Below are 20,897 nucleotides of genomic sequence, written 5' to 3'. Positions count from 1 at the left end.
CCGCCAAGCCTCAACAGCAGCGATTCGTTGGATTGTTGTCCGCGTCCGCATGCCGCGTGCGCCAGTACTCGCGCTCCGTCGGAATCTCGCACCCGGGATGGTTGCGCGCGAGATGGTCGACGTACCGCCGATAGTCCTGCCCGCCGAGGATCGAGTTGAACCACCATCCGACCTTGCGCAACGCAGTCACTCCGGCGCTGCTCGCTCGACGCAATCGTCCGCGGGCAACCGGCCGGGCCGACCGATCATCCTGCGAGACAGCGCCTTCGATTGCCGGCTCCAGGTCGATCATCCCCATCTCGGCGGTGTCGATCGTCGGAATCGGGATGGTGTCGGTCGTCCCCGGCGCGGCGTTGTCGATCGTCGGCACCGAGGAGGTGTCGATAGTCGGCGGCGCGGGGTTGTAGACCGTCGGCACGGGGGTGTCGTTCGTCGGCGCCGCGGCGGTCTCCACCGCAGGCGCCGACGCAACCTCGATCGTCAATGGCCCGCTTTCACGGCGGCGCCCGGTGCTCGCACCTTCCCTGAAGCGATCAGGGCGTCCCATTCCTGCTGCACCTCCTTTTCGGCAGGCGTGGCCAGGAAACCCTTCGGCGCGAAGATCTTCGACGGTTCGTCTTCCGTCTCGCTGCTCGGTCCGCCGCCCGCTCGCCACGCCCGCACACAGACGACGGCACCGACGACCGCGACGATCAGCACCAGCACCGCGAAGATGATCGACAGGCTGCCCTGGATGAACGTGTTGCGCACGACCTTCTCCATGTCGTCCGCTGTCTTGGCGGGCGCCAAGACCTTTCCGGCATCGGCGGCGGCGCTGTACAGGCTGTGCGACTTCCAATAGCCGATCTTCGGGTCGTCGGAGAAGATCTTCTGCCACGACGCCGTCATCGTCACGGTCAGATCCCAGACCAGCGGGATCGCCGGTATCCAGGCCCACTTGAGCAGGCCCTTCTTGATCACGATGGTCAGCACAACGGTGAGCGCGATCGCGGCGAGCAGCTGGTTGGAGATGCCGAACAGCGGATACAGCGTGTAGATGCCGCCGAGCGGATCGGTGACACCCATCAGCAGCACCGACCCCCACGCGGCGACCACGATCGCCGAGCAGAGCCAGGCGCCGGGCCGCCAGGACGGATCCTTGAACTTACGGGCGGGCCCGCCGAGGTTGCCGAGCGAATCCGACAGCATGAACCGCGCGACACGGGTGCCCGCGTCGATCGTGGTGAGGATGAACAGCGCCTCGAACATGATCGCGAAGTGGTACCAGAACGCCTTCAGCCCGGTGCCGCCGAGGAACCGGTGCAGCACCTCGGACATGCCGACGGCCAGCGTCGGCGCGCCACCGGTGCGCGAGACGATGCTGGTCTCGCCGACGTCCTTGGCCGCCTGCGTCAGCTCGGCCGGGGTGATCGGATCTCCGCTCAGGCCAAGGCTGTTGGTGTAGGCGGCCGCCTTCTCCGCGGTGCCGCCGGTGAGTCCGGCGCTCGCGTTCATCGCGAAGTACAGGTGCTGGTCGATGATGCTCGCGGTGATGATCGCCATCACCGCGACGAACGACTCCATCAGCATGCCGCCGTAGCCGATCATCCTGGCGTGCGACTGCTTCTCCAGCAGCTTGGGGGTGGTGCCCGAGGAGACGAGCGCGTGGAAGCCGGACAGCGCGCCACACGCGATGGTGATGAACAGGAACGGGAACAGGCTGCCCGCGAACGCGGGACCGGTGCCCGAGGTGGCGAACTCCGAGACCGCGGGCGCCTTCAGGACCGGCATGGTGATCAGCACGCCGACGGCGAGCAGCACGATGGTGCCGATCTTCATGAAGGTCGACAGGTAGTCGCGCGGCGCGAGCAGCAGCCACACCGGCAGCACCGAGGCGACGAAGCCGTAGGCGATGAGGAACCAGGCGATGGTGGTGCCCGAGAGCGTGAACCAGTCCTGGCCCCAACCGGATTCGGCGACCCAGTTGCCGGAGATGATGGCGAGCAGCAGCAGCGCGAAGCCGATCAGCGAGACCTCGCCGACCTTGCCTGGCCGCAGGTAGCGTAGGTAGACGCCCATGAACAGGGCGATCGGGATGGTCATCGCGATGGAGAACACGCCCCACGGGCTGCCGCCGACCAGCACGCCGTTCTTGTCCGGTGTCGCGGCGAGCGCGTTCACCACGACGATGCCGAGCACCGCGAGCAGGATCATCATGATCACCAGCACGGCGATGATCGCGGCGACGCCGCCGACCACACCGAGCTCGTCGCGGGCCATTTGGCCGAGGCTGCGGCCGCGGCGGCGGGTCGATGCCCACAAGACCAGGTAGTCCTGCACCGCACCGGCGCAGACGACACCGAACACGATCCACAGCGTGCCGGGCAGATACCCCATCTGAGCGGCGAGGACGGGTCCGACGAGCGGGCCTGCGCCCGCGATGGCGGCGAAGTGGTGCCCGAAGAGCACCCGCCGGTCCATCGGCATGTAGTCCTTGCCGTTTTCCAGGATCTCGGCAGGCGTGGCCTGGTCGTCCCTCGGCTTGGTGATCTTGTGTTCGATGAGCCTGGAATAGAACTGGTAGGCCAGCACATAGGTGCACACGGCCGCGACCACGATCCATACCGCGTTGACCGACTCGCCACGGGAGATGGCGAGGACGGCCCAGGCGAGCGCGCCGACGAGGGCGATCGCGGCGAATATGCCCTTCTTGACTGGGGTGATCGGCGAACGATCCACGACGCCCACCGGAGGTAGGTCGGGATCAGTCCGGAGGTATTCGATGGTCGCCATGCGAACTACTCTCCCGGGAAATCGAGCTGGACTTGCTGAAACGTTGACAACGTAGCCGAACTGAAGCGCGTGTGAGCCGGACTTAGGGAAGTCTGAACATTGCGACGGGAATCGTGCCTGGTGTGGTGGGTCGGATCGGTTCATCCACCGAACCGCATCGTCCTACGAATCCGCGCGACGCGCTCCGGGCACGACGGGTACGGGTGGCCCGCGGCACGCAGCTACCTGGCCAGCCGGTGTTCACGGCCGCCGCTGATCGCTCGTGCGACTGGGCGTGTTCCCTCGCACTCTCGTGTTGCTCTCCGTATGCTGCCATGCTGGCTCGCACATTCCGCGATCGGTCCCGCGATGTCGGCCGAGCGTCACGTTCCACCCGCATGTCCTGGCTGTCAGCGCTGTGGAGGAGCCCGTGTCACCGGTTCGTCGTCGCACCCTGCTCGGTTCGGCGCTGGCCGCTCCGCTGCTGGCCGCGACCGGCTGCGGATCCGCCGACGACGCGTTGACCTTCTTCTTCCAGGCCAGGCCGGAAGAGGCACGGGTGCGGCTGCGGATCATCGAGGAGTTCCGGAAGCGTCACCCGGACATCAGGATTCGGACGATCATGTCCGGGCCGGATCCGCAGCAGCAATTGCTCACCTACTGCGCGGGCGGCAAATGCCCCGACGTGATCATGGCCTGGGAGCTGCTGTATGCCGGGCTGGCCGAGCGTGGGGTGTTGCTCGATCTGCGGAGCTTGCTCGAGCGGGAACCCGGATATGCCGAGACCTTGCGCAAGGACAGTTATCCGGCGTTGTACGACACATTCACCTATGCAGGCGGTCAGTACGCCCTGCCGGAGCAGTGGTCGGGGGTGTTCCTCTATTACTCCCGTGAGTTGTTCGCGGCGGCTGGGCTGGCACCGCCGGCCCGGTGGCGCGATGCCTGGTCGTTCGACGAATTTCTCGATGCTGCCCGCACTCTCACCCGGCCGGGGCGCACCTGGGGGTTCGCCGACGCTTGGGTGCCGTACTACTCGGCCGCCTGCTTCGGGATGAACAACGGGGCGGAGTGGTTCACGCCGTCGGTGGCGCCGACCAGGACCAACCTCGGTGATCCTCGGTTCGCCGCCGGGTTCCAGTTCTACGCCGATCTTGCGGTGCGGCACGGGGTGGCGCCGAAAGTGGGTGACCGGCTGTCGATTTCGGCGCAGGATCTGTTCCTCGGTGGCCGCGCGGCGATGGTGCTCGGCGGACACTGGCTGTACTCGGAATTCGCGGGGCAGGGGATTTCCCTCGATGTCACGGTGCTGCCGGTCGGGCCGCACGGTGGGCCAGGCGGGATTACCGCCGTCGGCAGCACCGGGCTGTCCATCGCGGCGAACAGTCCACGGATCGAACAGGCCTGGGAATTCGTCAAATTCGCCACCGGCCCGGTCGGGCAGGAGATCATCGCCGCGTCCGGGCTGTTCGTCCCCGTGCTGAAATCCGCGATGACCTCCTCCGGTTTCGCCGCAGCGCACCGCGACGTCGGTAACCTCGCGGTCTTCACCGAAGGCCCCGAAAACTCGCGCCCCTTCCCGATAACCCCCGCCTGGGGCAAGGTTTCCGCCCTCCTCGAACGCGGCGCCAACCGCGTCCTCCGAGGCGCTGCCCCCGCCACCTCCCTGACCCCCGGCTTGACCTCCGACATCGACCTCCTCCTCGAGGACCGATGAGCACGAGTGGCACATGGCTGCGGCAAAGTGCGAGAAGAGCTCTCCATGGTGTGCCACTCGTCGCCGAACGCGGGCGGCTGGCGCGGAAGCGAGAGCTGGCGGGGTGGGGGTTCGTGGCGCCGAATGTGGTGGCGGTGGCGGTTTTCCTGGTGTTTCCGCTCGGGTTTTCGTTGTATACGAGCTTTCAGGCGTGGGATCTGTTCCGGCCGATGCGGTTTGTCGGGCTGGACAACTATCGGCGACTGCTCGGCGGGGATCCGTTGTTTCTCATCGCGCTGCGGAACACCGCGGTGTTCACGGTGCTCACGCTGGTGCCGACGGTGGTGATCGGAGTGGGGATCGCGGCGGCGTTGCAGCGGAAGTTGGCCGGTATCGGGGTCTTTCGGACGGTGGCGTTTCTGCCGCTGGTCGCATCGACGGTGGCGATGGCGGTGGTGTGGCGGTTCATCTTCACCGGCGACGGGATCCTCAACGGTGCACTCGGGTGGGTCGGTGTCGGTCCGGTGCCGTGGTTGACCGATCCGGAACTGGCATTGGTTTCGCTGAGTGTCGTCACCGTGTGGAAGAGCGTGCCGTTCGCGACGGTCATCCTGCTCGCGGCGATGCAAGGGGTGCCGGAGCAGCTCTACGAAGCGGCGAAGATCGACGGAGCCGGTGCGCTGCGCCGGTTTTCGGCGATCACGGTGCCGTTGATCCGTGGGCCGCTTTCGTTCGTCTTCGTGATCACCATCATCAACTCGGTGCAGGCGTTCGACCAGGTGTATGCGCTCACCGGAAGTAACGGCGGGCCGGAGACCGGCACTTATCTGCTGGGAATCATGCTGTTCCAGAACGCCTTCGGGTTCTATGAGCTGGGGTATGCCTCGGCGCTCGCCTGGGTGATGTTCGCGATGCTGTTGGTGCTGACGCTCATTCAGTTGCGGTTCGCTCGCCGGGATGCGGTGGAGCTGTGAGGGTTGGGATGGTGCGCACCGATCAGGATGTGCCTGCGCGTGAGCTGCCGGTTGCGCCGAGCCGAGGGCGCGTCGAGCGAGCGACGGTGCGGCGCATCGTGCATGGGGCCGGGATCTACGCCGTGCTCATCGGGATCGCGTGGTGTGCGCTGGCGCCGATCCTGTGGGCGGTGTCCGCGTCGCTGAAGCGGGACGGAGAGCTCGCCGACCGAGCGCTGCTGCCTGCGCACCCGCAGTGGTCCAACTACCGCGAGGTGTTCGATCTGCTGCCGCTCGGCCGGATGCTGCTCAACACCGCGATCTACGCGGGCTGCGTCACCGCGGGGCAGGTATTCTTCTGCTCGCTGGCTGGGTATGCGTTCGCGCGCTTACAGTTTCGGGGCCGCGAGCTGCTGTTCGTCGCCTACCTCGCCACCCTCATGGTGCCGCTCACCGTCACGGTGATCCCGCAGTTCCTGCTGATGCGGGCCTTCGGCTGGGTGGACACGCCGTGGGCGATGATCGTGCCCGGCCTGTTCGGCAGCGCATTCGGCACCTACCTCATGCGCCAGTTCTTTCGCACGCTGCCAATAGAGTTGGAGGAGGCGGCCATTCTCGACGGCTGCTCCACCTGGCAGGTCTACTGGCGGGTGCTGCTTCCGCATGCGCGACCCGCGCTGATGGTGCTCGCCGTGCTCACCTGGATCACCGTCTGGAACGACTTCCTCTGGCCGCTGGTGATGATCCAGCGCAACGAGATAGCCACCGCCACACTGGGTCTGGTACGCCTGCAGGGGCAGTACACCACCCAGTGGCCGATCCTGATGGCCGCGGCGATGATCCTGTTGCTGCCACTGCTGGTGGTCTACGCGATCGCTCAGCGCGCCTTCGTCCGTGGCATCGCCATGTCCGGCCTCGGCGGCCGCTGAACCGCCGAGCCCGGTCGAGAGCGCTTGTGCGCAAGTCTTATTCGCCCCAGTAGGTGCCGAAGCTCCACAGGTTGCCCTCCGGATCGCGGACTACGAAGCCGCGCGAGCCGTAGTCCTCGTCGCGCAGGGCGCGAATCACCTCGGCGCCTGCGGTTTTGGCGCGATCGAACAGCGCGTCGGGGTCGTCGCAGACGAGATAGACCGAGTCGTTGCCCGTCGCACGTTCGCCGAACGGGCTGTCGTTCTTGCCCGCGCTGCCGAACATGATGCCGCCGCCGAGCGGCCAGCGCATTTCCGCGTGCTCGATGATCGACGGGTCGTTGTCGCGGGCGTAGAGCGCGGTCAGCCGGAAGCCGAAGGCCTCGACGAGAAAGGTGGACATCGCGCGGGCGTCGCGGAAGGTCAGCGTCGGCCAGACGGCGGTGCGTGCGGCGGTTTCGCTGGCTGCGGTGGTTGCAGTGGTCGCTGGATTCGTCATGCCTCCAGCCTCACCCGGCGGCCCGCTCCCGGTCTTGGACGGATGGAACCTCGGCGGCCAGCCATGCCGTCGGGCTGGTCCCGGCGAGTTCGGCGAAGTCACGATTGAGGTGGGCCTGGTCGTAGTAGCCGCAGGCGGCCGCAACCTGGGCGATCGAGACGTGCGACGGAATGCGCTGGATCATCCGCCGTGCGCGTTCGAAGCGAGCGATCCGCGCGGCCAGCTTCGGGCTCAGCCCGAACTCGTTGTTGAACCGACGCGCGAGATGCTGTCTGCTCCACCCGATTTCCTCGGCAAGCGGACCGACCGCGAGCGTTCCGCCGGAGCCGACCAGCGTTCGCCATGCCATCGTCAGCTCGGGACCGACCAGCCGATCCGGGTAGGCGATGCGGGTCAGGATGCGATCGCATGCGGCGAAGCGGTCCGGCCATGAGTCCAGTTCCTGCAACTGTTCCCACAGTTCGCGACCGACCGGGCCGACCACCTCCGAGCATTCGACCGAGGTGTCCCAGAGCGCCGCGGCGGGCACGCCGAACAGCACCCGGCTGCCGAGCGGCGTCAGCCCGACCGTGACGCCTTCCTGATATCCCTGATGGGCGATGAGCGCCGTGCTCGCCTGCAGACCGCTGAGCACGCACCGGTATTCCGCGGGCGACTGCTGGGGATTCGTCTGCGCGACCACATCGATGGTCGGCCCGATGCTGATGATGAAGGTCATGTACGCCGAAGGCAGGCCGCGATGCAACCCGGCCGCCAATCCAGGCACCCGGTAGCCGACGTAGCTGTCGATGAACGCCGCGAGCATGGGTGCCGGCCGCGCCGTCACCACCTCGGTGCTCGGCTCCATGCCGGTCACGCTACCCCGCTGACCAGCAATCGCAAGGTCAGCCGAGGTGGATGTGCTTGCCGATGGACGCAGGATCGGCGGCCAGGTCGAGCAGGCAGGTGGCGAGGTCTTCGCGGGACATGCGGATGCCGAAGGTGACGTTGCGGTCGACGGCCTTTCGGTACGAGCCTTTCGCGCGGTTGTCGGTGAGTTGCGGCGCACGCACGATCGTCCAGTCCAGCGCCGAATCGCGGACGACCTGCTCGGCCGCCGCCATGTCGGTCAGGCTGTGCCGCAGTAGTGGTCGCAGGATCAGCGGTTTCACCACGTATCGGGTGCACCAATCATCGCCTGGCCCTGCGACTCCCGCGCTGTTGCTGATCAGCACCAGGCGGCGCGCGCCGGTCGAAACCATTGCTTTGGTGATCGACATGGCGGCATCGGTGCACACCGAGGTGGGGCCGGATTCGCGGGCGCCGATGGTGTCGAGCACCGCGTCGGCGCCGTCGACGGCCGTGGTGATCTGCGCCGGGTCCATCGGATCGGCGACGATCACGCGGAGTCGGGGGTGGTCCGAGAGGGTGTGTGCGCCGCGAACCACAGCGGTGACCTGATGTCCGGCCGCGAGTGCCTTGGCGAGTGTGCGGCTGCCGGTGTTGCCGGTCGCGCCGAAAACGGTGAGGTGCATGTCCGATCCGATCAGGTTGGTGAGTACTTACTAACCTAGGATGGTGAGTGCTTACTAACCTGTCAACCCCGGGAGGGCGTGTGGGAACTCGAGACCAGATCCTCGACGCGGCAGCGGAGATCATGCGCACCCGCGGCGTCATCCACGCGACCACCAAGGAGATCGCCAAGGCCGCAGGGTATTCCGAGGCTGCGCTCTACAAACACTTCAGCGACAAAGAGGAGCTGATCCTCGACGTGCTCAAGCATCGGATGCCCGGCCCAGCCGAAAACCGGCTGGTGCCAGGACAATCGAGCGTCGAAGAGAATCTCGCGGCGATCGCACGCGGCGCTCTGAGCTTCTATCAGCAGTCCCTTCCGCTGCTGGGTGGCCTGCTCGCGCAGCCGCAACGCATGGCAGCACACCGTGATTCGATGCGCAGGCACGGCGCGGGCCCCGGGCACGCGATCGCGGGCATCGCCGAATACCTCGGTGCCGAACAAGAACTCGGCCGGGTCAACGCCGACATCGACGTGCACACCGTCGCCGCCCTCCTCGACGGCGCCTGCTTCCACCAGGCATTCCTGCGCTACTACGACGCAGGACCCGACGCCACGCCCGCCCCCGACACCCTCGCGGCCGCCCTGGCCAACACCCTCGTCCGGCCTCTCCTCCCCTGAACTGGTGCACGAGTGGCACACCACGGAGAGCCGCTCTCGTGTTTTGCCGCAGTCATGTGCCACTCGTCGGCTGGGCGATCGGTGAGATGGCGCACGTTGGGTGTCGGCAGCTATGAGGCGGTGCGGGTGGGTGGTTACCGTTGCGTCTTCTTTGAGTTGTGGAGGTGTGGTGCGTCGGGTTCAGTACGAACGCAGCGGTGGTCCTGAGGTGCTCGAGGTCGTGTCGGTCGAGGTGCCGACCCCTGGGCCTGGGGAATTGCTGGTCCGGGTCGACGCGATCGGGGTCACCCTTCCGGTGGTGCGGAAAGTGCGCGAGCAGCGTGCGCCGATCGCGCTCGGCGGTGAGGTCGCGGGTGAAGTGGTCGCGGTCGGTGACGGTGTCACCGGGTACGCGCCCGGCTATCGCGTCACCGGGCTGGTGTTCGGCCACGGCTACGCGGACTACGCGCTGCTCTCGGTGGCGATGGCCTCGCCGATCCCGGACGGCGCGTCCGCCGTCGACGCCGTCGCGTTGGTGCGCAGTGGCTTGGTCGCGCTCGGTGCGCTCGACGCGGCCGACCCCAAAGAAGGTGAGTCGATGCTCGTCACCGCGGCGGCCAGTGGTGTCGGCCATCTCGCCGTGCAACTCGCGCGGGTACGCGGCGCGGCACGGGTGGTCGGTGCGGTGTCGGATCCGGCGAAGGCACAGTTCGTGTGGGAACTCGGCGCGGACGACGTGGTCGAGTACGGACAGGAGTCGTGGGGTGAGCCGGTCGACTACGTGCTCGACGCGGTCGGCGGCGACCTGCTCGGACCTGCGATCGCCGCGCTCGTTCCCGGCGGCAGGCTCGTCGCCTACAGTTCCGGCGGCGGCACCATTCAGGCCTACGACCTGCTGGTCGGCGCCAAATCGGTGGTCGGTTTCCAGATGGCGCGCATCGCGCGCGAGCAGCCTGCGCGGTACGAGTATTGGCGCCAAGAGCTCTGGCAGTACTTCGCCTCCGGCCAGCTGCGGCCCGCGGTGCACGCGGAATTCGCGCTGGCGGACGCGGCCGAGGCGCATCGGGCGATCGACGAGCGACGCAACCTCGGCAAGGTCGTGCTGATTCCCTGATCGAGGTGGCTGCGGGCAGGCGCGGGTCGGGGGACCGCGTCTGCCGCGTAGACTCCTGGTCTCGTGAGTCTCACCCTCGGAATCGTCGGCCTGCCCAACGTCGGAAAGTCGACGCTGTTCAATGCGTTGACCAAGAACGACGTGCTCGCCGCGAACTACCCGTTCGCGACCATCGAGCCCAACGTCGGCGTGGTCCCGCTGCCCGATCCGCGGCTGGAGAAGCTGTCCGAGATCTTCGGTTCCGAGCGCATCGTGCCCGCCGTCGTGTCGTTCGTCGACATCGCGGGCATCGTGAAGGGCGCCTCCGAAGGCGCCGGGCTCGGCAACAAATTCCTCGCGAACATCCGTGAGGCCGACGCCATCTGCCAGGTGGTGCGGGTGTTCGCCGACGACGACGTGATCCACGTCGACGGCAAGGTCGACCCGGCCTCCGATATCGAGGTGATCGAGACCGAGCTGATCCTCGCCGACCTGCAGACCCTGGAAAAGGCGGTCCCGCGGTTCGAGAAGGAAGCCAAGATCAAGAAGGATCGCAAGCCGATCGCCGACGCCGCCAAGGTCGCGCAGGAGGTCCTGAACGCGGGCACCACCCTGTTCGCCGCGGGCAACAAGGTGGATACCGAACTGCTCAAAGAGCTTTCGCTGCTAACCACCAAGCCGTTCCTCTACGTCTTCAACGCCGACGAGTCCGTCCTCACCGACGAGGCGAAGGTCGCCGAGCTGAAAGCCGCTGTGGCGCCAGCGGATGCGGTGTTCCTCGACGCGAAGGTCGAAGCGGAACTGCTCGAGCTCGACGACGAATCCGCCCTCGAACTCCTCGAGTCCATCGGCCAAACCGAGCCGGGCCTGCACGCCCTCGCCCGTGCCGGCTTCCACACCCTCGGTCTCCAGACCTACCTCACCGCAGGTCCAAAAGAGTCCCGCGCCTGGACAATCCACCAAGGCGACACCGCCCCCAAGGCTGCCGGCGTCATCCACACCGACTTCGAACGCGGCTTCATCAAAGCCGAAATCGTCGCCTTCACCGACCTCGTCGAAGCAGGTTCCATGGCCGCCGCCAAAGCCGCAGGCAAGGTCCGTATGGAAGGCAAGGACTACGTCATGCACGACGGCGACGTAGTCGAATTCCGCTTCAACGTATAACCGCGCCGTCGACGAACGAGTAGCCCATCGGCGTTCGGGCGAACGCGGGAATTAGGCACTCCGATGAACGGCCGGGGCCCGATGGTTATCGGGACCCGGCCGTTGTCATCAGGACTGGCTGTTACAGCGGGGATTCGTGTTCGTGTCCACTGTCACGGTGTGCGATGGCGTACCCGCCAGATATTCCTGCGCGATGATGTTGTGCGCGCCCTTCTTGATCGGGGTCCAGGTGGTCGTCGCGTTCCCCGACTCGTCGGCTGTGGGGCTGACCTTCGGGAAGGAATCCCGAGTGCCTTCGAGTGTCCCGTCGGCGTCGAAGAACACCACCGCCTTTCCCGGATCAGCGTGCGCGACAACGGTATACGAGCACCCGGCCGCGGTCGGCGTGACATCGATACCGGTAACGACGGCACCCGCTCGCGGCGCGCCGAGCGCGACAGCCGCCGCGGTCGCACCGAGCGCGGTCAGCACGACGCTTGCCCTCTTGGAAACAGACACAGTGAAATACCTCTTCTCCAAAATGTTGACTTCCCGACGACGAACCGGGCAAGTATTGCAATGGAGATATTCGGGCTGTAGCCCCCGATTCCACGGCCTTGACAAGAACTCACGGCCCGAGTGGAGTCCGGCCGGAATATTTAAAACTCTACTATTCGGTCGAGCGCCGAACCATACCCGAATCTATTCCTGAGTTTCCAGTGCTGGAAATTCACGCGCTGCACCGAACCCCTGCGCCGCCGGGCCGAGCTGCTACGCCAACTCGCCAACCTCTCTGCCGCGCAAGCCAGCCCGCTCGTCGACACCGCTGCAGATATTGGATGTCAAGGGAGTCGAATTCAGGTTTAACGTCTAGGTCGCTAAATCCTGGTGGCAGGCAAAGTTAGTGATCCCAGGCACCCCGCCTGGGATCACTCGCGCCGTCGATTGCTAAATGTATTCGCAATTCGAAGCCCAACGGCAGGCATCCGTAAGGCCAGCGGGGCAGGACTATAAGAATCTCTTGGATATATTTACGATATCTTTCGGTGTTTCTATCTTCTTCAAAGTGTCCCCCGTTCAACTGAAGAGCAAATAGTTCAGAGCCAGTATAACCGGCCGGCGTCGGAATCCGCACCTGGTAGCCGCTCGGAAGTCGCAGCTCGATCGAATGTGTGAAGACTTCCCGGAACGCGAAAGCATCAATGGATTCCTTCCTGCCTGGTAGATAGGTTGTCCCGGCAGGGTCTTCGATGTCGCCGAACGGCACCAAATCGACTACCATTCCTGCGATCGAAAAGCGGATATCAGTGACCCCCGACCGGGGTAGCGCCGCGATGATCCGTCGGTATTCGGCATCGCCGGCGACTGCGATGGCAATGTCGACATCGCTTGTGGAGCGAAGTAGATCGGTGTGCCCGAATGCGGTGTGCAACAGGTCGCGACACTGCGCGCCGATGACCATCATCGAGGTGTCGTAAGTCTTCGTTCCCGTGACCAATGCTGCGACAACGCTGTCGACCAGATCGAACGATTGGCTACCGATACGGCCAGGGTTAAACAAGGTGATCCCTCCTCAAGGTTCTCGCCACCTCGGCTTGTCGTGCCTCCTTGGAGGTCAGGAGATCGGCATAGACCAGCAGCGGAGGAGCCGCAGACGTGACGAAGGCGCCCTGTTTATCGAGTGGGATTGCGCCATCGGGGGCTTTCCAGAACCTCTGGCGAACCTCGATATTCGGGTTGTTGGACTTCTGCCAGCGGTTTCGGACGGCCACCGTGAGGTCGAAGTGCTCGGTATAGATGGTGAGTGTCTGTGGCTGCCGGATCATTCCGACGGCAGATTCTCCACTCACGAGATCCCCCGGAAGGGGCCTCCAGCTCTCGATACTTCCGTGGAAAGCGAGCAGCCGAAGTTTCGGCAGGAGAGCGCCCCGAAACGCAGCGGACCAGAGATCGATCAGTTCATCGCGGCGGCGTAGTGATTTGCCGACCAGGTAGTCGGAATCCTTCATGATCTCGAGCGTCGACTGCGCGATCCCGACCGATGTTCCAGCGGCCTCTGCAATCCGGCGAACCGGCATCTCCACCATGTCGGGCCAGGAGAGCAGCGCGAACAGAACCTGCATCCGCCTAGCACTGAACAGGTTGGCGTCCGTGGAGCGATGAGTCGGCTCCTTGGTTGGACTGCGCCGTCCTCGGACATCTATGAGCACCGGCAAGAACTCCAGATGCACATTTCCTGCGTAGTCGAGATAGTCGATGTCTGCGGCCACAAGGGCTTCAGCGGTGCGGCTGCTGATTCGTGGACCGGTTACCAGCAGTCGATGCGTGCGGTCCAGCTGGTCAACTCGCGCTAGTTCGGACAGGGTCACATGCGGTAGCCAAGCCATCCGATAGATCGCCTCGAAGCCGTGACGGCTCACCGTGACGATGGCTGTCTGGTCTGATGTCCAGCGCTGCACGGAGAGCTCGATCGAGTACGGCGCCAGTGTCTGGGCCAACGCGCGTTCGATGTCATCGTGCTGCGTTCGGTCGGTCATGCTGTTCAGTTTAGTTGAACAGAGAGAAATATTGAACACCGACGAGGCTGAGGTTTCCGAACCCGGACTGCTCGCCCTGGCCGTTGGGCTCTGACCTTATTCGGCTCCGCAATGCCGTCGAATTCCGCTTCAACGGTCACGATGTCGACCTCGCTGGTCAACCGGGCACCCGTCGGGGTGCGGGCTTCGACGGGTGCCCCGAGTCGGTGTTGTTCGCCGCGACGTTGTCCAGGTTTCTGCTGGGTCTTCGGCGAGTGCAGATAGGCGTCGGCTTCTCGTCTGGCGAGCCCTCCACTCGAGCACACAGCGGCACAGCGCAATTCGTCGCTGCTGGGAAGGCCGTCCAGAATAGAGTCGGGTCAGTCGCGCCGGAGGCCCGCATGGCGCGGCGATGGATGGCCCCGCCTGGCGGCGGCGCAATGGTCCGCTGGCTGGGCGAGCCCGTTAACCTTCCGCGGACTCCGCTGACCCGCTTCGGACCGCGCAGGTCGCGTCCGGTGAGTGTGTGAGATCGTTGGCAAGCGGGCGCAAACTGGGCGACATGCGCCCGAATTGTGTCCAGGAGGGTCACCACGGTGGGGAGCGATAGCTGTTACGAGGCATACGAAGTCGACCTGTGGGAACGGCTGGCCGGACTGCTGCCCTCAGCCGAGGATGCCGAGGACTTTCGCGACTGCCGAGAATCCGGCCATCAAGAAGCCGGGCTGTGGATCTTGATGCAACGGCTCCTCGAACACCAGATTCCGATCAACGACCGAATACGCGCCGAGATCGAAATTCTCGCTGAGCAGTGGGGCGAACGATTGGCCCGCCATGACCAAATCGCCGCGTGCGTCAGGGATTCCACCGCTGAGGGTTCCATACGACTACTCCCCGATGATCGCGCGACACCGGTCGATCCAGCCCAGGTCGGCATCACCGACCCTGCGCTGACAGGTCTTCTCGTTATCCCATGGCTTGAATGCTTGCGATGCGACCTGGTGCTAGCGCGGGTCCACGCGCAGGAGCCGTGGGGAGACTCGAGCTATTCAGCCACCCGTTACATCGTCTGGCATCGCACCGCGTCGGACGATGCGCTCGCGACCTTCGACGCGGCCGACCTGCATAGTGCCTTCCAATTGCTCCTTCGCTGCCCTTGATCCGACTTGCTGGCTGGCCCGCGAGAAGCGACTGAGGAGGAGAGGCGTGCTCTGTCGTTTTGATGTGCATAGAGTCGGGATCGTGGATTTTCTGGACAGGCTCCGGCTGGATGTGCCTGTTGTGCAGGCCGGCATGGGTGGGGGAATTGCTGGTGGTCGCCTTGCTGCCGCTGTTGCGGCGGCTGGAGGGCTCGGGACCATCGGCATGATGCCTCCGGTTGAACTGCGTGCCGCGATCGCGCGGGTGCGTGAGGAAGCCTCGGGGCGGGCTGTGGTGGTGAATCTGCTGATGCCGTTCGCGCGTCGGCATCACGTTCGGGCTTGTTTGGACGCGAGGGTCGACGCTGTTGTGGTGGCGTTCGGTGGCGATCGCGCGTTGGTGCGTGAGCTGCAGGACGCCGGGATCTTCGTGCTGACGATGGTCGGAACTGAGGAACAAGCCCGCACTGCTGTGCAGTGGGGTGTCGACGGCTTGATCGCCCAGGGGCGCGAAGCTGGTGGACATCTGGTGGGAACCGTTGCGGCGCTCGAGTTCCTCCCGCGCGCCGTCGCGATTGCTCAGGACCGGCCCGTGTTGCTCGCGGGCGGGGTTGCGGTCGCCGCTGACACGGCCGCCGCGTTGGCTGCCGGCGCGGCAGCGGTGGTGGCGGGCACCCGGTTCTTGCTGACTGACGAGTCCGGAGCTCACCCGGAATACCAGCGGCGGGTGCTTGATGCGCGGATCACCTTGGAGACCACGGTGTTCGGGCTCGGATGGCCTGCCCGCCATCGTGTGGTGCCGAACGCCGTGACCGCGCGGTGGTGTCGAGAGGACGGCGCGCCGCGGCGGGCGCCCTCGCTGATCAATGCGTGGAGTGGTCCGCTGGCGCGACTGACGCCGGAGAAGTTGAACGGATCGGTGTTGCGTCTGCAACGCCCTCAGCTGCCGTTGTTCAGCCCGGTCGCGCCGCTCGAGGGTGAGCCGTCGGCGTGGGTGAATCGGGCAGCCTTGTATGCGGGTGACTCAGCGCTCCGGATGACCGAGGTGGTCTCGGCGAAGCAAGCGGTGGACGAGCTGGCTGCCTGAATCTGCTCGTCGAACTCGACATGCAGTGATCGGCGGGGCGGCCAACGGATGGGCGGTCGCGCGCTGAGGTTGTTCGGCTTCGTTTGCGCGCCAATCGAACTCTTCGGTCCAGTAGGCGGCCAACTCGCGCAGGGTAGTCCGGGGCGATATGAAATCTAGCAACGCTAGACAGGCTAGCGGGGCGATGCTATCGTTGCTTCATCTTCTAGCGATGCTAGATTCTAGGAAGAGGGAAGTTGAAATGCTCGTTCTCGCCGGTCAGATCGTTGCCGTTGTCGCCGTTCTTGCTAATGCTGTTGTCTATGGCACCGATGTTTGTGGGGCTGTGATCACTCGGTCTGTGTACCGCAAGCTGGATGATGCGGCCGTGACCTTGAGTGCGGGATGGGGGCACTACTACGGGGACAGGCGCATGCCGGTTGTCGGTGCGGGCGGTGTGGTTACTGCGGTGCTCACGCTGCTGATTGCGGTGTTGGCCGGGAACGTCGGCGCTGCTGTCGCGGCGGGGGTCACGGTGGTGGCGTTGCTGACCTGGCTCGCCTTCTATGTTCGCATCGCCAAGCCGATCAATGCTCAGCAGACCGCTGCTGCGCAGAGCGGCATTATTCCGGCCAATGCTCGTGCGCTGCAAGACAAGTGGGACAGCATTCTGAAGTACCGGGTCGCCCTGCAGTTCATTGCCCTTGCCGGACTGTGCGCCGCACTGATCCTGTTCTGATCGCAGAGCGCGGATACGCGTTCGGCGCAACAACTTCCGGCTGATCGCCGGGTATGCATCCGATATCACTGAGGAGTGACATGACCTTCACCAGCAATGAGCAGCAGTTCCTCGCCGAGGCCGGAATCGGCAGGCTGGCAACGGTATCGCCCGACGGCGTTGTGCAGAACAACCCGACCAGCTATCGGGTGAACGCCGACGGCACGATCGATATCGGCGGCATGCGGATGCGGGGCAGCCGAAAGTATCGCAATGTCGAGGCGGGCAGCCGGGTGTCGTTCGTCATCGACCAACAGGTTTCCTTGGAGCCCTACGTGATTCGCGGCATCGAGATTCGCGGCACGGCCGAGGCGCTCGATGACGAGGAGCCGCCGTTCCCACCGCAGGAACGCGCGGTGATCCGAATTCACCCCGAACGGGTCATCTCCTGGGGCATCGACGGCGGATCCTTCGACTTCGCCAGCCGCAGCGCCGAGTAGTCGGACGTCGCGGGTAGCCCGCTGGGCTACCCGCATGGGGGTGGGTGACCGGCTCTCCCCTCCAAGTAGTGAGCCGGTCACCCACCGCCATCCGGTGGGTGTTTTTTGGTTGTGGCAGTGGCGAATTGGGGTGGGGTTGATCCCGAGGCGGATCTACCTTGGGACACCAAGGTACGTTACGAGGATGACCTTGGCCTGTCAAGGTAAGGTGGGATAGTGACTTCCAGAGTGCGCAGGTCGCCGGATGAGGCTCGCCGGTTGATTCTCGATGCGGCGGCCGCGTTGCTCGCCGAGGGTGGGGTGGCCGCGGTGCAGGTGCGGGCGGTGGCGGCGCGGGTCGGGATGACCGATGCCGGGATCACGCATCATTTCGGCAATCGGGAGAAGTTGCTCACCGAGTTGCTCAAGCATGGCGGGCGCCAGGTTCGCACGGCGTTGCGAGAGGTGCTCGCGGCGTGGTTGGCGCGCGGCGCGGATCTGCTCGAACTCGTCGAGTCGCTCGAAGAGTTGTATCGGTGCGGGTACGGCGAACTTGCGGTGGCGATGCACGCGGCGGGCTGGCGGGATCCCGGCAGCGGCATGCTCGATCCGGTGGTCGAGGCGCTGCATCGGCTTCGCCCGGAAGGCAGTTCGGTCGACGACACGCGGCTCGCGGTGGCGGCGCTGCATCAGGCGATGGCGACCGAGGCACCGTACGGCGCGGCGTTTCGGCGCAGCGCAGGCCTCACCGCCCCCGCGGCGGACGACTCGACCGCCGCGGTGCGCTGGTGGGCTCGTCAGCTGGAACTCGCACTCGGCATCGAATCGGATCGATAGGGTCGCAGGCTACGCGTGCACGGACGCGCCGGGGGATTAGCGCGGGGTGAGGCGGATTACCGGGTAGACCTTGTCGGCCTTGCTCTGGTACTTCGCGTAGCGCGGTTGGGCGGTGGTGATGTGCTGCCATGTCAGCTCGCGGTCGGGGCCGTCGAGCCGGTGCGGTGTCACCGGCACAGTGCCGGTGCCGTGGGTTTCGATCGATACCTGATCGGGGTGCGCCGTCCCAACGCTAGCCACGACGCCCTGACCAGCGCTTCTTGATTCCTGATCGGTCTGATCGGCCGGGGTACGACGTTCACCGAATCGGCGAAGGATCTGCACAGAACGGGCACATTTCTGCTGGGTGAGTGCGGCTACGCTGCGGCAGTGCGGTGGAAATCGGTGGTGGCGTGGCTGGCTGTGGTGCCGGGTGTGGTGTGGGCAGTGGTGCGGGTGGCTGGGCTGGATACCTGGTACCCGATGGTGCAGTTGATCGCGTTCACGCCTCAGGTTGCGGCGATCTCTGTGGTGCCGGTGGTGGTGAATGTGCTGTTGCGGCAACGGTATGCAGCCATCGCTGCCGGGCTTGTCGCGATCGTGCTCGCGGCCTGCGTTGTGCCGCGCGCAATTTCGGATGGTGATCCGCTGAATGGTGCCAAAGGCCAAGAGCTGCGGGTCATGTCGGCGAATCTGCTGATGGGCAAGGCCGATGTGGCCGAGTTGGCGCGGCTAGCCAGTGACGTAGATGTTGTTGCGGTGCAAGAGTTGACGCCGGAGTTTGCGGAGTCGTTCGGCAAGTACTTCCCGTACCGGGTGGTGTATCCGGCGCCGGGTGTCGGCGGGTCCGGTGTCTTCTCGCGGTTGCCGTTGCGTGACGCAGGGGTGCGGCGCAATCCGTGGGGATTCCTGCAGGCGATCGCGGAGATACCGGAGCACGGTGTGTTCGTCGAGTCGGCGCATCCGGCGGCGCCGTCGAGCAGGGCGGCGGTCGAACCGTGGCGGGAGAGCTTTCGCCGCCAGCTCGGCGCGACTCCCGACGGACCACTGCGGATCCTCGCGGGCGACTTCAATGCCACCATCGATCACTCCGTGATGCGCGACCTCGTCGACTCCGGCTACCGCGATGCGGCGCAGGTGGTGGGGAAGGGACTCGTCGGCACCTGGGGACCCTATGACGGGGACCGGATTCCGCCGGTGACGCTGGACCGAGTGCTGGCGGACCGCCGGATCGGCGTCCGGGACGTGCGGGTGCTCGACCTGCGCGGCTCGGATCACCGTCCGGTGCGCGCCGTTCTGGTGTTGCCGTAGGACGAATTCAGCCGAATCCGGCTGGCTGCGAACGGGATCCGTAGACCCGTGTACGGCGTTCGGAGGACAGACGCTGAGGCGGTGGTGCTGGGAAACTGAGCGAACAGGGCTGTCGAACAGTGAAAGAGGGCCGTCGTGTTCGAGACCGGAGAGCTGAGGAAGGCCAAGCGCGAACTCCTCGACACCATCGATCACTATTCCTGGGCGGCGGCCAAAGGCGAATTCGACAACGCGGAGCGATTCGAGGCGTGCGCATCCGGAATTACCTTCGCCGCAGCGCGATACGGCGAATTGGGGGGCGATGTCGAGCGCCTCATTCGAAAGTGCCGGTCGCGGGTGAAGGCCAAATTCGATGCCGTTGAGGCCGAATACTGCAGCAGGACGGGCAGGCTGCTGTTCGCGGACAGCAGGCGCGAAACCGACCGGGTGGTGGAATCGGTGGTGTCGATCGTGCGGTATCGGTACGCGTGAGAGCCGCCGTTGTTCGGCCGCGAAACCGGTGGTAGGTCCGTAAAATTCGAGGGTGGAGTACCGGGTCAGCGCCGCAGACCGGGCCGCGTTCAAACGGTGCCGTCGGCAATGGGATTTCGCCGCGGCGATACGCCGCAGCCTCCGTCCGCGTCGGCCTGCGACCTTCGATCTCGATCGTGCGGTGCGGGATGCACTGGCCGTCTACTACTTCCCCGGGATGTGGGACTGGGCGTCGACGATCGTATTGCCGCTGGTCGGTAAGGCGCTCGATGATTCGCTCGGCCGTCAGCGGGCGGCGATCGGCGTCGACCGATGCGGCGACGCCGAGTGGCAGGCGATCTGCGACCGTGCCCACTTGGTCGTGGAGCGCTACTTCGGCTGGGCGCCGATGGTCGATCGCTTCTCGCCGATCCGGGTGGAAACCGACTTCGACGCGGTCGTGCCGGATCCGGCCGCTCCCGAACGTGGGCTGGTCGGTCCTGGCGGTGGTGGGATCCACTACACCGGGCGCATCGACCTGCTCGCGATCGATGCGCACGACCGCTACTGGATCGTCAGGCATCGCGTGCTCGACGAGCCCTTCCCGCCGACGGAACAGCTACTGCTTGACGAGGATTCGGTGACCGGGTGCTGGGCGTGGAGTCGGTTCTATGACGGCATGGAGGTGGCGGGGACGATCTACAACGAACTGTCCGCCAGTCCGAGCGGGGTGCCGATGCCGCAGGCCGAGCGACGCCGCGGCGGCATACCGCAGCACGAGCCGAGCGGCGGCGGGCGAGGTGTCTCGTCGCCGCGCCGCGCCTACGTGCGTGGCAGGCCTGCGGAAAGCACCGAACGGATCGACCAGACCGAGCGAGACGGGCTGCGGCGCACCGTCATCAGACGGGATGCGGCCGAGATACGGTCGGCCGGTGCGCAATTGGCTGCGGAAGTGCTGGACATGATCAGTGTCGATGTCCGCGTCTATCCGAACCCAGTTCCGGCGCACTGCTCGGCCTGCGCGTTCGTCGCGCCGTGTTTGGCGGTGCACGACGGGCGGCCGGTCGAACCCCTCCTAGCGTCCGACTATCGGCCGCGGCCCGCGATCGCGGTCGAGCGCGGGCGGCTCGGCGGCACGCCCTTCGGGGTCGGTCGCGGATGGGTTCCCGGCCGGGAGGAGTAGCCGCCGATTTGACTTCAACCTTTGTTG

Annotated in this window: 23 protein-coding genes; 13 read left to right on the top strand and 10 right to left on the bottom strand. The window is 65.6% G+C overall.

Translation table 11 applies throughout. The features are described 5' to 3' along the window. Positions 1 to 10: 10 nt before the first annotated feature. Together ACGFNJ_RS09505 and ACGFNJ_RS09500 are read right to left on the bottom strand one after the other, a co-directional pair. Positions 11 to 484 (bottom strand): YbdD/YjiX family protein, encoded by a 474-nt coding sequence (locus ACGFNJ_RS09505; protein WP_393445326.1) that lies wholly within the window; start codon positions 482 to 484, stop codon positions 11 to 13. Next, complete coding sequence (locus tag ACGFNJ_RS09500) at positions 481 to 2,772, bottom strand: carbon starvation CstA family protein (RefSeq protein WP_393445324.1); 2,292 nt, start codon at positions 2,770 to 2,772, stop codon at positions 481 to 483. The genes ACGFNJ_RS09505 and ACGFNJ_RS09500 overlap by 4 nt, the downstream gene beginning before the upstream one ends. Positions 2,773 to 3,181: 409 nt before the next feature. Between ACGFNJ_RS09500 and ACGFNJ_RS09495 the strand changes: the two genes are divergently transcribed. The 3 genes from ACGFNJ_RS09495 to ACGFNJ_RS09485 are packed head-to-tail and all read left to right on the top strand — an operon-like array spanning position 3,182 to position 6,326. Then, positions 3,182 to 4,465 carry an ABC transporter substrate-binding protein gene (locus ACGFNJ_RS09495; RefSeq protein ID WP_393445322.1) on the top strand — a complete coding sequence of 428 codons (1,284 nt, stop codon included), beginning with the start codon at positions 3,182 to 3,184 and terminating at the stop codon, positions 4,463 to 4,465. Positions 4,466 to 4,515: 50 nt separating this feature from the next. Further along, the gene (locus tag ACGFNJ_RS09490) at positions 4,516 to 5,418 is read left to right on the top strand and encodes a carbohydrate ABC transporter permease (RefSeq protein WP_393445320.1); all 903 of its coding nucleotides are present in this window, start codon (positions 4,516 to 4,518) and stop codon (positions 5,416 to 5,418) included. Further along, positions 5,415 to 6,326, top strand: coding sequence for a carbohydrate ABC transporter permease (locus ACGFNJ_RS09485; protein ID WP_393445318.1), 912 nt, complete (start codon positions 5,415 to 5,417; stop codon positions 6,324 to 6,326). Before ACGFNJ_RS09490 ends, ACGFNJ_RS09485 begins: the two co-directional genes overlap by 4 nt. A gap of 37 nt (positions 6,327 to 6,363) precedes the next feature. Here the strand turns inward: ACGFNJ_RS09485 and ACGFNJ_RS09480 are convergent, their stop codons facing one another. From ACGFNJ_RS09480 to ACGFNJ_RS09470, 3 genes are read right to left on the bottom strand one after another with little or no spacing between them, the layout of a single operon-like run. Next, complete coding sequence (locus tag ACGFNJ_RS09480) at positions 6,364 to 6,804, bottom strand: VOC family protein (RefSeq protein WP_393445316.1); 441 nt, start codon at positions 6,802 to 6,804, stop codon at positions 6,364 to 6,366. Between the two features lie 10 nt (positions 6,805 to 6,814). Then, positions 6,815 to 7,651 (bottom strand): helix-turn-helix domain-containing protein, encoded by an 837-nt coding sequence (locus ACGFNJ_RS09475; RefSeq protein ID WP_393445313.1) that lies wholly within the window; start codon positions 7,649 to 7,651, stop codon positions 6,815 to 6,817. Between the two features lie 37 nt (positions 7,652 to 7,688). Continuing rightward, the gene (locus tag ACGFNJ_RS09470; protein WP_393445310.1) at positions 7,689 to 8,318 is read right to left on the bottom strand and encodes an NAD(P)-dependent oxidoreductase; all 630 of its coding nucleotides are present in this window, start codon (positions 8,316 to 8,318) and stop codon (positions 7,689 to 7,691) included. Positions 8,319 to 8,398: 80 nt separating this feature from the next. Between ACGFNJ_RS09470 and ACGFNJ_RS09465 the strand changes: the two genes are divergently transcribed. From ACGFNJ_RS09465 to ychF, 3 genes are all read left to right on the top strand, one after another. Further along, positions 8,399 to 8,977: a TetR/AcrR family transcriptional regulator gene (locus ACGFNJ_RS09465; protein ID WP_393445308.1), complete on the top strand. Its 579-nt coding sequence runs from the start codon at positions 8,399 to 8,401 to the stop codon at positions 8,975 to 8,977. 169 nt (positions 8,978 to 9,146) lie between these two features. Continuing rightward, complete coding sequence (locus ACGFNJ_RS09460; RefSeq protein ID WP_393445306.1) at positions 9,147 to 10,070, top strand: zinc-binding alcohol dehydrogenase family protein; 924 nt, start codon at positions 9,147 to 9,149, stop codon at positions 10,068 to 10,070. Positions 10,071 to 10,133: 63 nt separating this feature from the next. Continuing rightward, positions 10,134 to 11,213: a redox-regulated ATPase YchF gene (gene ychF, locus ACGFNJ_RS09455; protein WP_393445304.1), complete on the top strand. Its 1,080-nt coding sequence runs from the start codon at positions 10,134 to 10,136 to the stop codon at positions 11,211 to 11,213. A 108-nt stretch (positions 11,214 to 11,321) separates the two neighbouring features. Here the strand turns inward: ychF and ACGFNJ_RS09450 are convergent, their stop codons facing one another. From ACGFNJ_RS09450 to ACGFNJ_RS09435, 4 genes are all read right to left on the bottom strand, one after another. Then, on the bottom strand, positions 11,322 to 11,711 hold the full coding sequence (locus ACGFNJ_RS09450; protein ID WP_393445302.1) for a hypothetical protein: 390 nt from the start codon (positions 11,709 to 11,711) through the stop codon (positions 11,322 to 11,324). A 382-nt stretch (positions 11,712 to 12,093) separates the two neighbouring features. Continuing rightward, on the bottom strand, positions 12,094 to 12,753 hold the full coding sequence (locus ACGFNJ_RS09445) for a hypothetical protein (RefSeq protein ID WP_393445300.1): 660 nt from the start codon (positions 12,751 to 12,753) through the stop codon (positions 12,094 to 12,096). Beyond that, positions 12,746 to 13,729: a type IV toxin-antitoxin system AbiEi family antitoxin gene (locus tag ACGFNJ_RS09440; protein ID WP_393445297.1), complete on the bottom strand. Its 984-nt coding sequence runs from the start codon at positions 13,727 to 13,729 to the stop codon at positions 12,746 to 12,748. The genes ACGFNJ_RS09445 and ACGFNJ_RS09440 overlap by 8 nt, the downstream gene beginning before the upstream one ends. 644 nt (positions 13,730 to 14,373) lie before the next feature. Further along, positions 14,374 to 14,544: a hypothetical protein gene (locus ACGFNJ_RS09435; protein ID WP_393445294.1), complete on the bottom strand. Its 171-nt coding sequence runs from the start codon at positions 14,542 to 14,544 to the stop codon at positions 14,374 to 14,376. 406 nt (positions 14,545 to 14,950) lie between these two features. On the opposite strand from ACGFNJ_RS09435, the gene ACGFNJ_RS09430 reads away from it, so the two are divergent. The 4 genes from ACGFNJ_RS09430 (at position 14,951) to ACGFNJ_RS09415 (ending at position 17,947) form a co-directional block, all read left to right on the top strand. Then, on the top strand, positions 14,951 to 15,934 hold the full coding sequence (locus ACGFNJ_RS09430) for a nitronate monooxygenase (RefSeq protein ID WP_393445292.1): 984 nt from the start codon (positions 14,951 to 14,953) through the stop codon (positions 15,932 to 15,934). Between the two features lie 241 nt (positions 15,935 to 16,175). After that, positions 16,176 to 16,652: a DUF1772 domain-containing protein gene (locus tag ACGFNJ_RS09425; RefSeq protein ID WP_393445288.1), complete on the top strand. Its 477-nt coding sequence runs from the start codon at positions 16,176 to 16,178 to the stop codon at positions 16,650 to 16,652. Between the two features lie 80 nt (positions 16,653 to 16,732). After that, positions 16,733 to 17,131, top strand: a complete 399-nt coding sequence (locus ACGFNJ_RS09420) for a PPOX class F420-dependent oxidoreductase (RefSeq protein WP_393445286.1) — start codon at positions 16,733 to 16,735, stop codon at positions 17,129 to 17,131. A gap of 216 nt (positions 17,132 to 17,347) precedes the next feature. Further along, a complete protein-coding gene (locus ACGFNJ_RS09415) occupies positions 17,348 to 17,947 on the top strand; it encodes a TetR family transcriptional regulator (RefSeq protein ID WP_393445282.1) in 600 nt (199 codons plus the stop codon). 36 nt (positions 17,948 to 17,983) lie between these two features. Here ACGFNJ_RS09415 and ACGFNJ_RS09410 read toward each other — a convergent pair whose 3' ends face one another. Then, entirely contained in the window at positions 17,984 to 18,187 is a 204-nt protein-coding gene (locus tag ACGFNJ_RS09410) for a nitroreductase/quinone reductase family protein (RefSeq protein ID WP_393445280.1), read from the bottom strand. Between the two features lie 129 nt (positions 18,188 to 18,316). On the opposite strand from ACGFNJ_RS09410, the gene ACGFNJ_RS09405 reads away from it, so the two are divergent. The 3 genes from ACGFNJ_RS09405 to ACGFNJ_RS09395 all read left to right on the top strand — a co-directional run bounded on the left by ACGFNJ_RS09405 (position 18,317) and on the right by ACGFNJ_RS09395 (position 20,870). Then, positions 18,317 to 19,237: an endonuclease/exonuclease/phosphatase family protein gene (locus tag ACGFNJ_RS09405; protein ID WP_393445278.1), complete on the top strand. Its 921-nt coding sequence runs from the start codon at positions 18,317 to 18,319 to the stop codon at positions 19,235 to 19,237. 135 nt (positions 19,238 to 19,372) lie between these two features. After that, positions 19,373 to 19,708: a hypothetical protein gene (locus tag ACGFNJ_RS09400; protein ID WP_069166325.1), complete on the top strand. Its 336-nt coding sequence runs from the start codon at positions 19,373 to 19,375 to the stop codon at positions 19,706 to 19,708. Positions 19,709 to 19,760: 52 nt separating this feature from the next. Beyond that, on the top strand, positions 19,761 to 20,870 hold the full coding sequence (locus ACGFNJ_RS09395; RefSeq protein ID WP_393445276.1) for a hypothetical protein: 1,110 nt from the start codon (positions 19,761 to 19,763) through the stop codon (positions 20,868 to 20,870). Positions 20,871 to 20,897 lie beyond the last annotated feature (27 nt).

Origin of the sequence: Nocardia sp. NPDC049149 (assembly GCF_043197455.1) — a bacterium.
Classification (GTDB): Bacteria; Actinomycetota; Actinomycetes; order Mycobacteriales; family Mycobacteriaceae; genus Nocardia.
Note: the sequence above shows the minus strand (reverse complement) of the source record. Positions and strands in the feature narration are given on the sequence as shown.

Coding starts and splice junctions, on each gene's coding strand:
- ACGFNJ_RS09500 (WP_393445324.1), bottom strand. CDS start 2,772: ATGGCGACCATCGAATACCTCCGGACTGATCCCGACCTACCTCCGGTG.
- ACGFNJ_RS09480 (WP_393445316.1), bottom strand. CDS start 6,804: ATGACGAATCCAGCGACCACTGCAACCACCGCAGCCAGCGAAACCGCC.
- ACGFNJ_RS09475 (WP_393445313.1), bottom strand. CDS start 7,651: ATGGAGCCGAGCACCGAGGTGGTGACGGCGCGGCCGGCACCCATGCTC.
- ACGFNJ_RS09470 (WP_393445310.1), bottom strand. CDS start 8,318: ATGCACCTCACCGTTTTCGGCGCGACCGGCAACACCGGCAGCCGCACA.
- ACGFNJ_RS09440 (WP_393445297.1), bottom strand. CDS start 13,729: ATGACCGACCGAACGCAGCACGATGACATCGAACGCGCGTTGGCCCAG.
- ACGFNJ_RS09435 (WP_393445294.1), bottom strand. CDS start 14,544: ATGGCGGGCCAATCGTTCGCCCCACTGCTCAGCGAGAATTTCGATCTC.
- ACGFNJ_RS09425 (WP_393445288.1), top strand. CDS start 16,176: ATGCTCGTTCTCGCCGGTCAGATCGTTGCCGTTGTCGCCGTTCTTGCT.
- ACGFNJ_RS09420 (WP_393445286.1), top strand. CDS start 16,733: ATGACCTTCACCAGCAATGAGCAGCAGTTCCTCGCCGAGGCCGGAATC.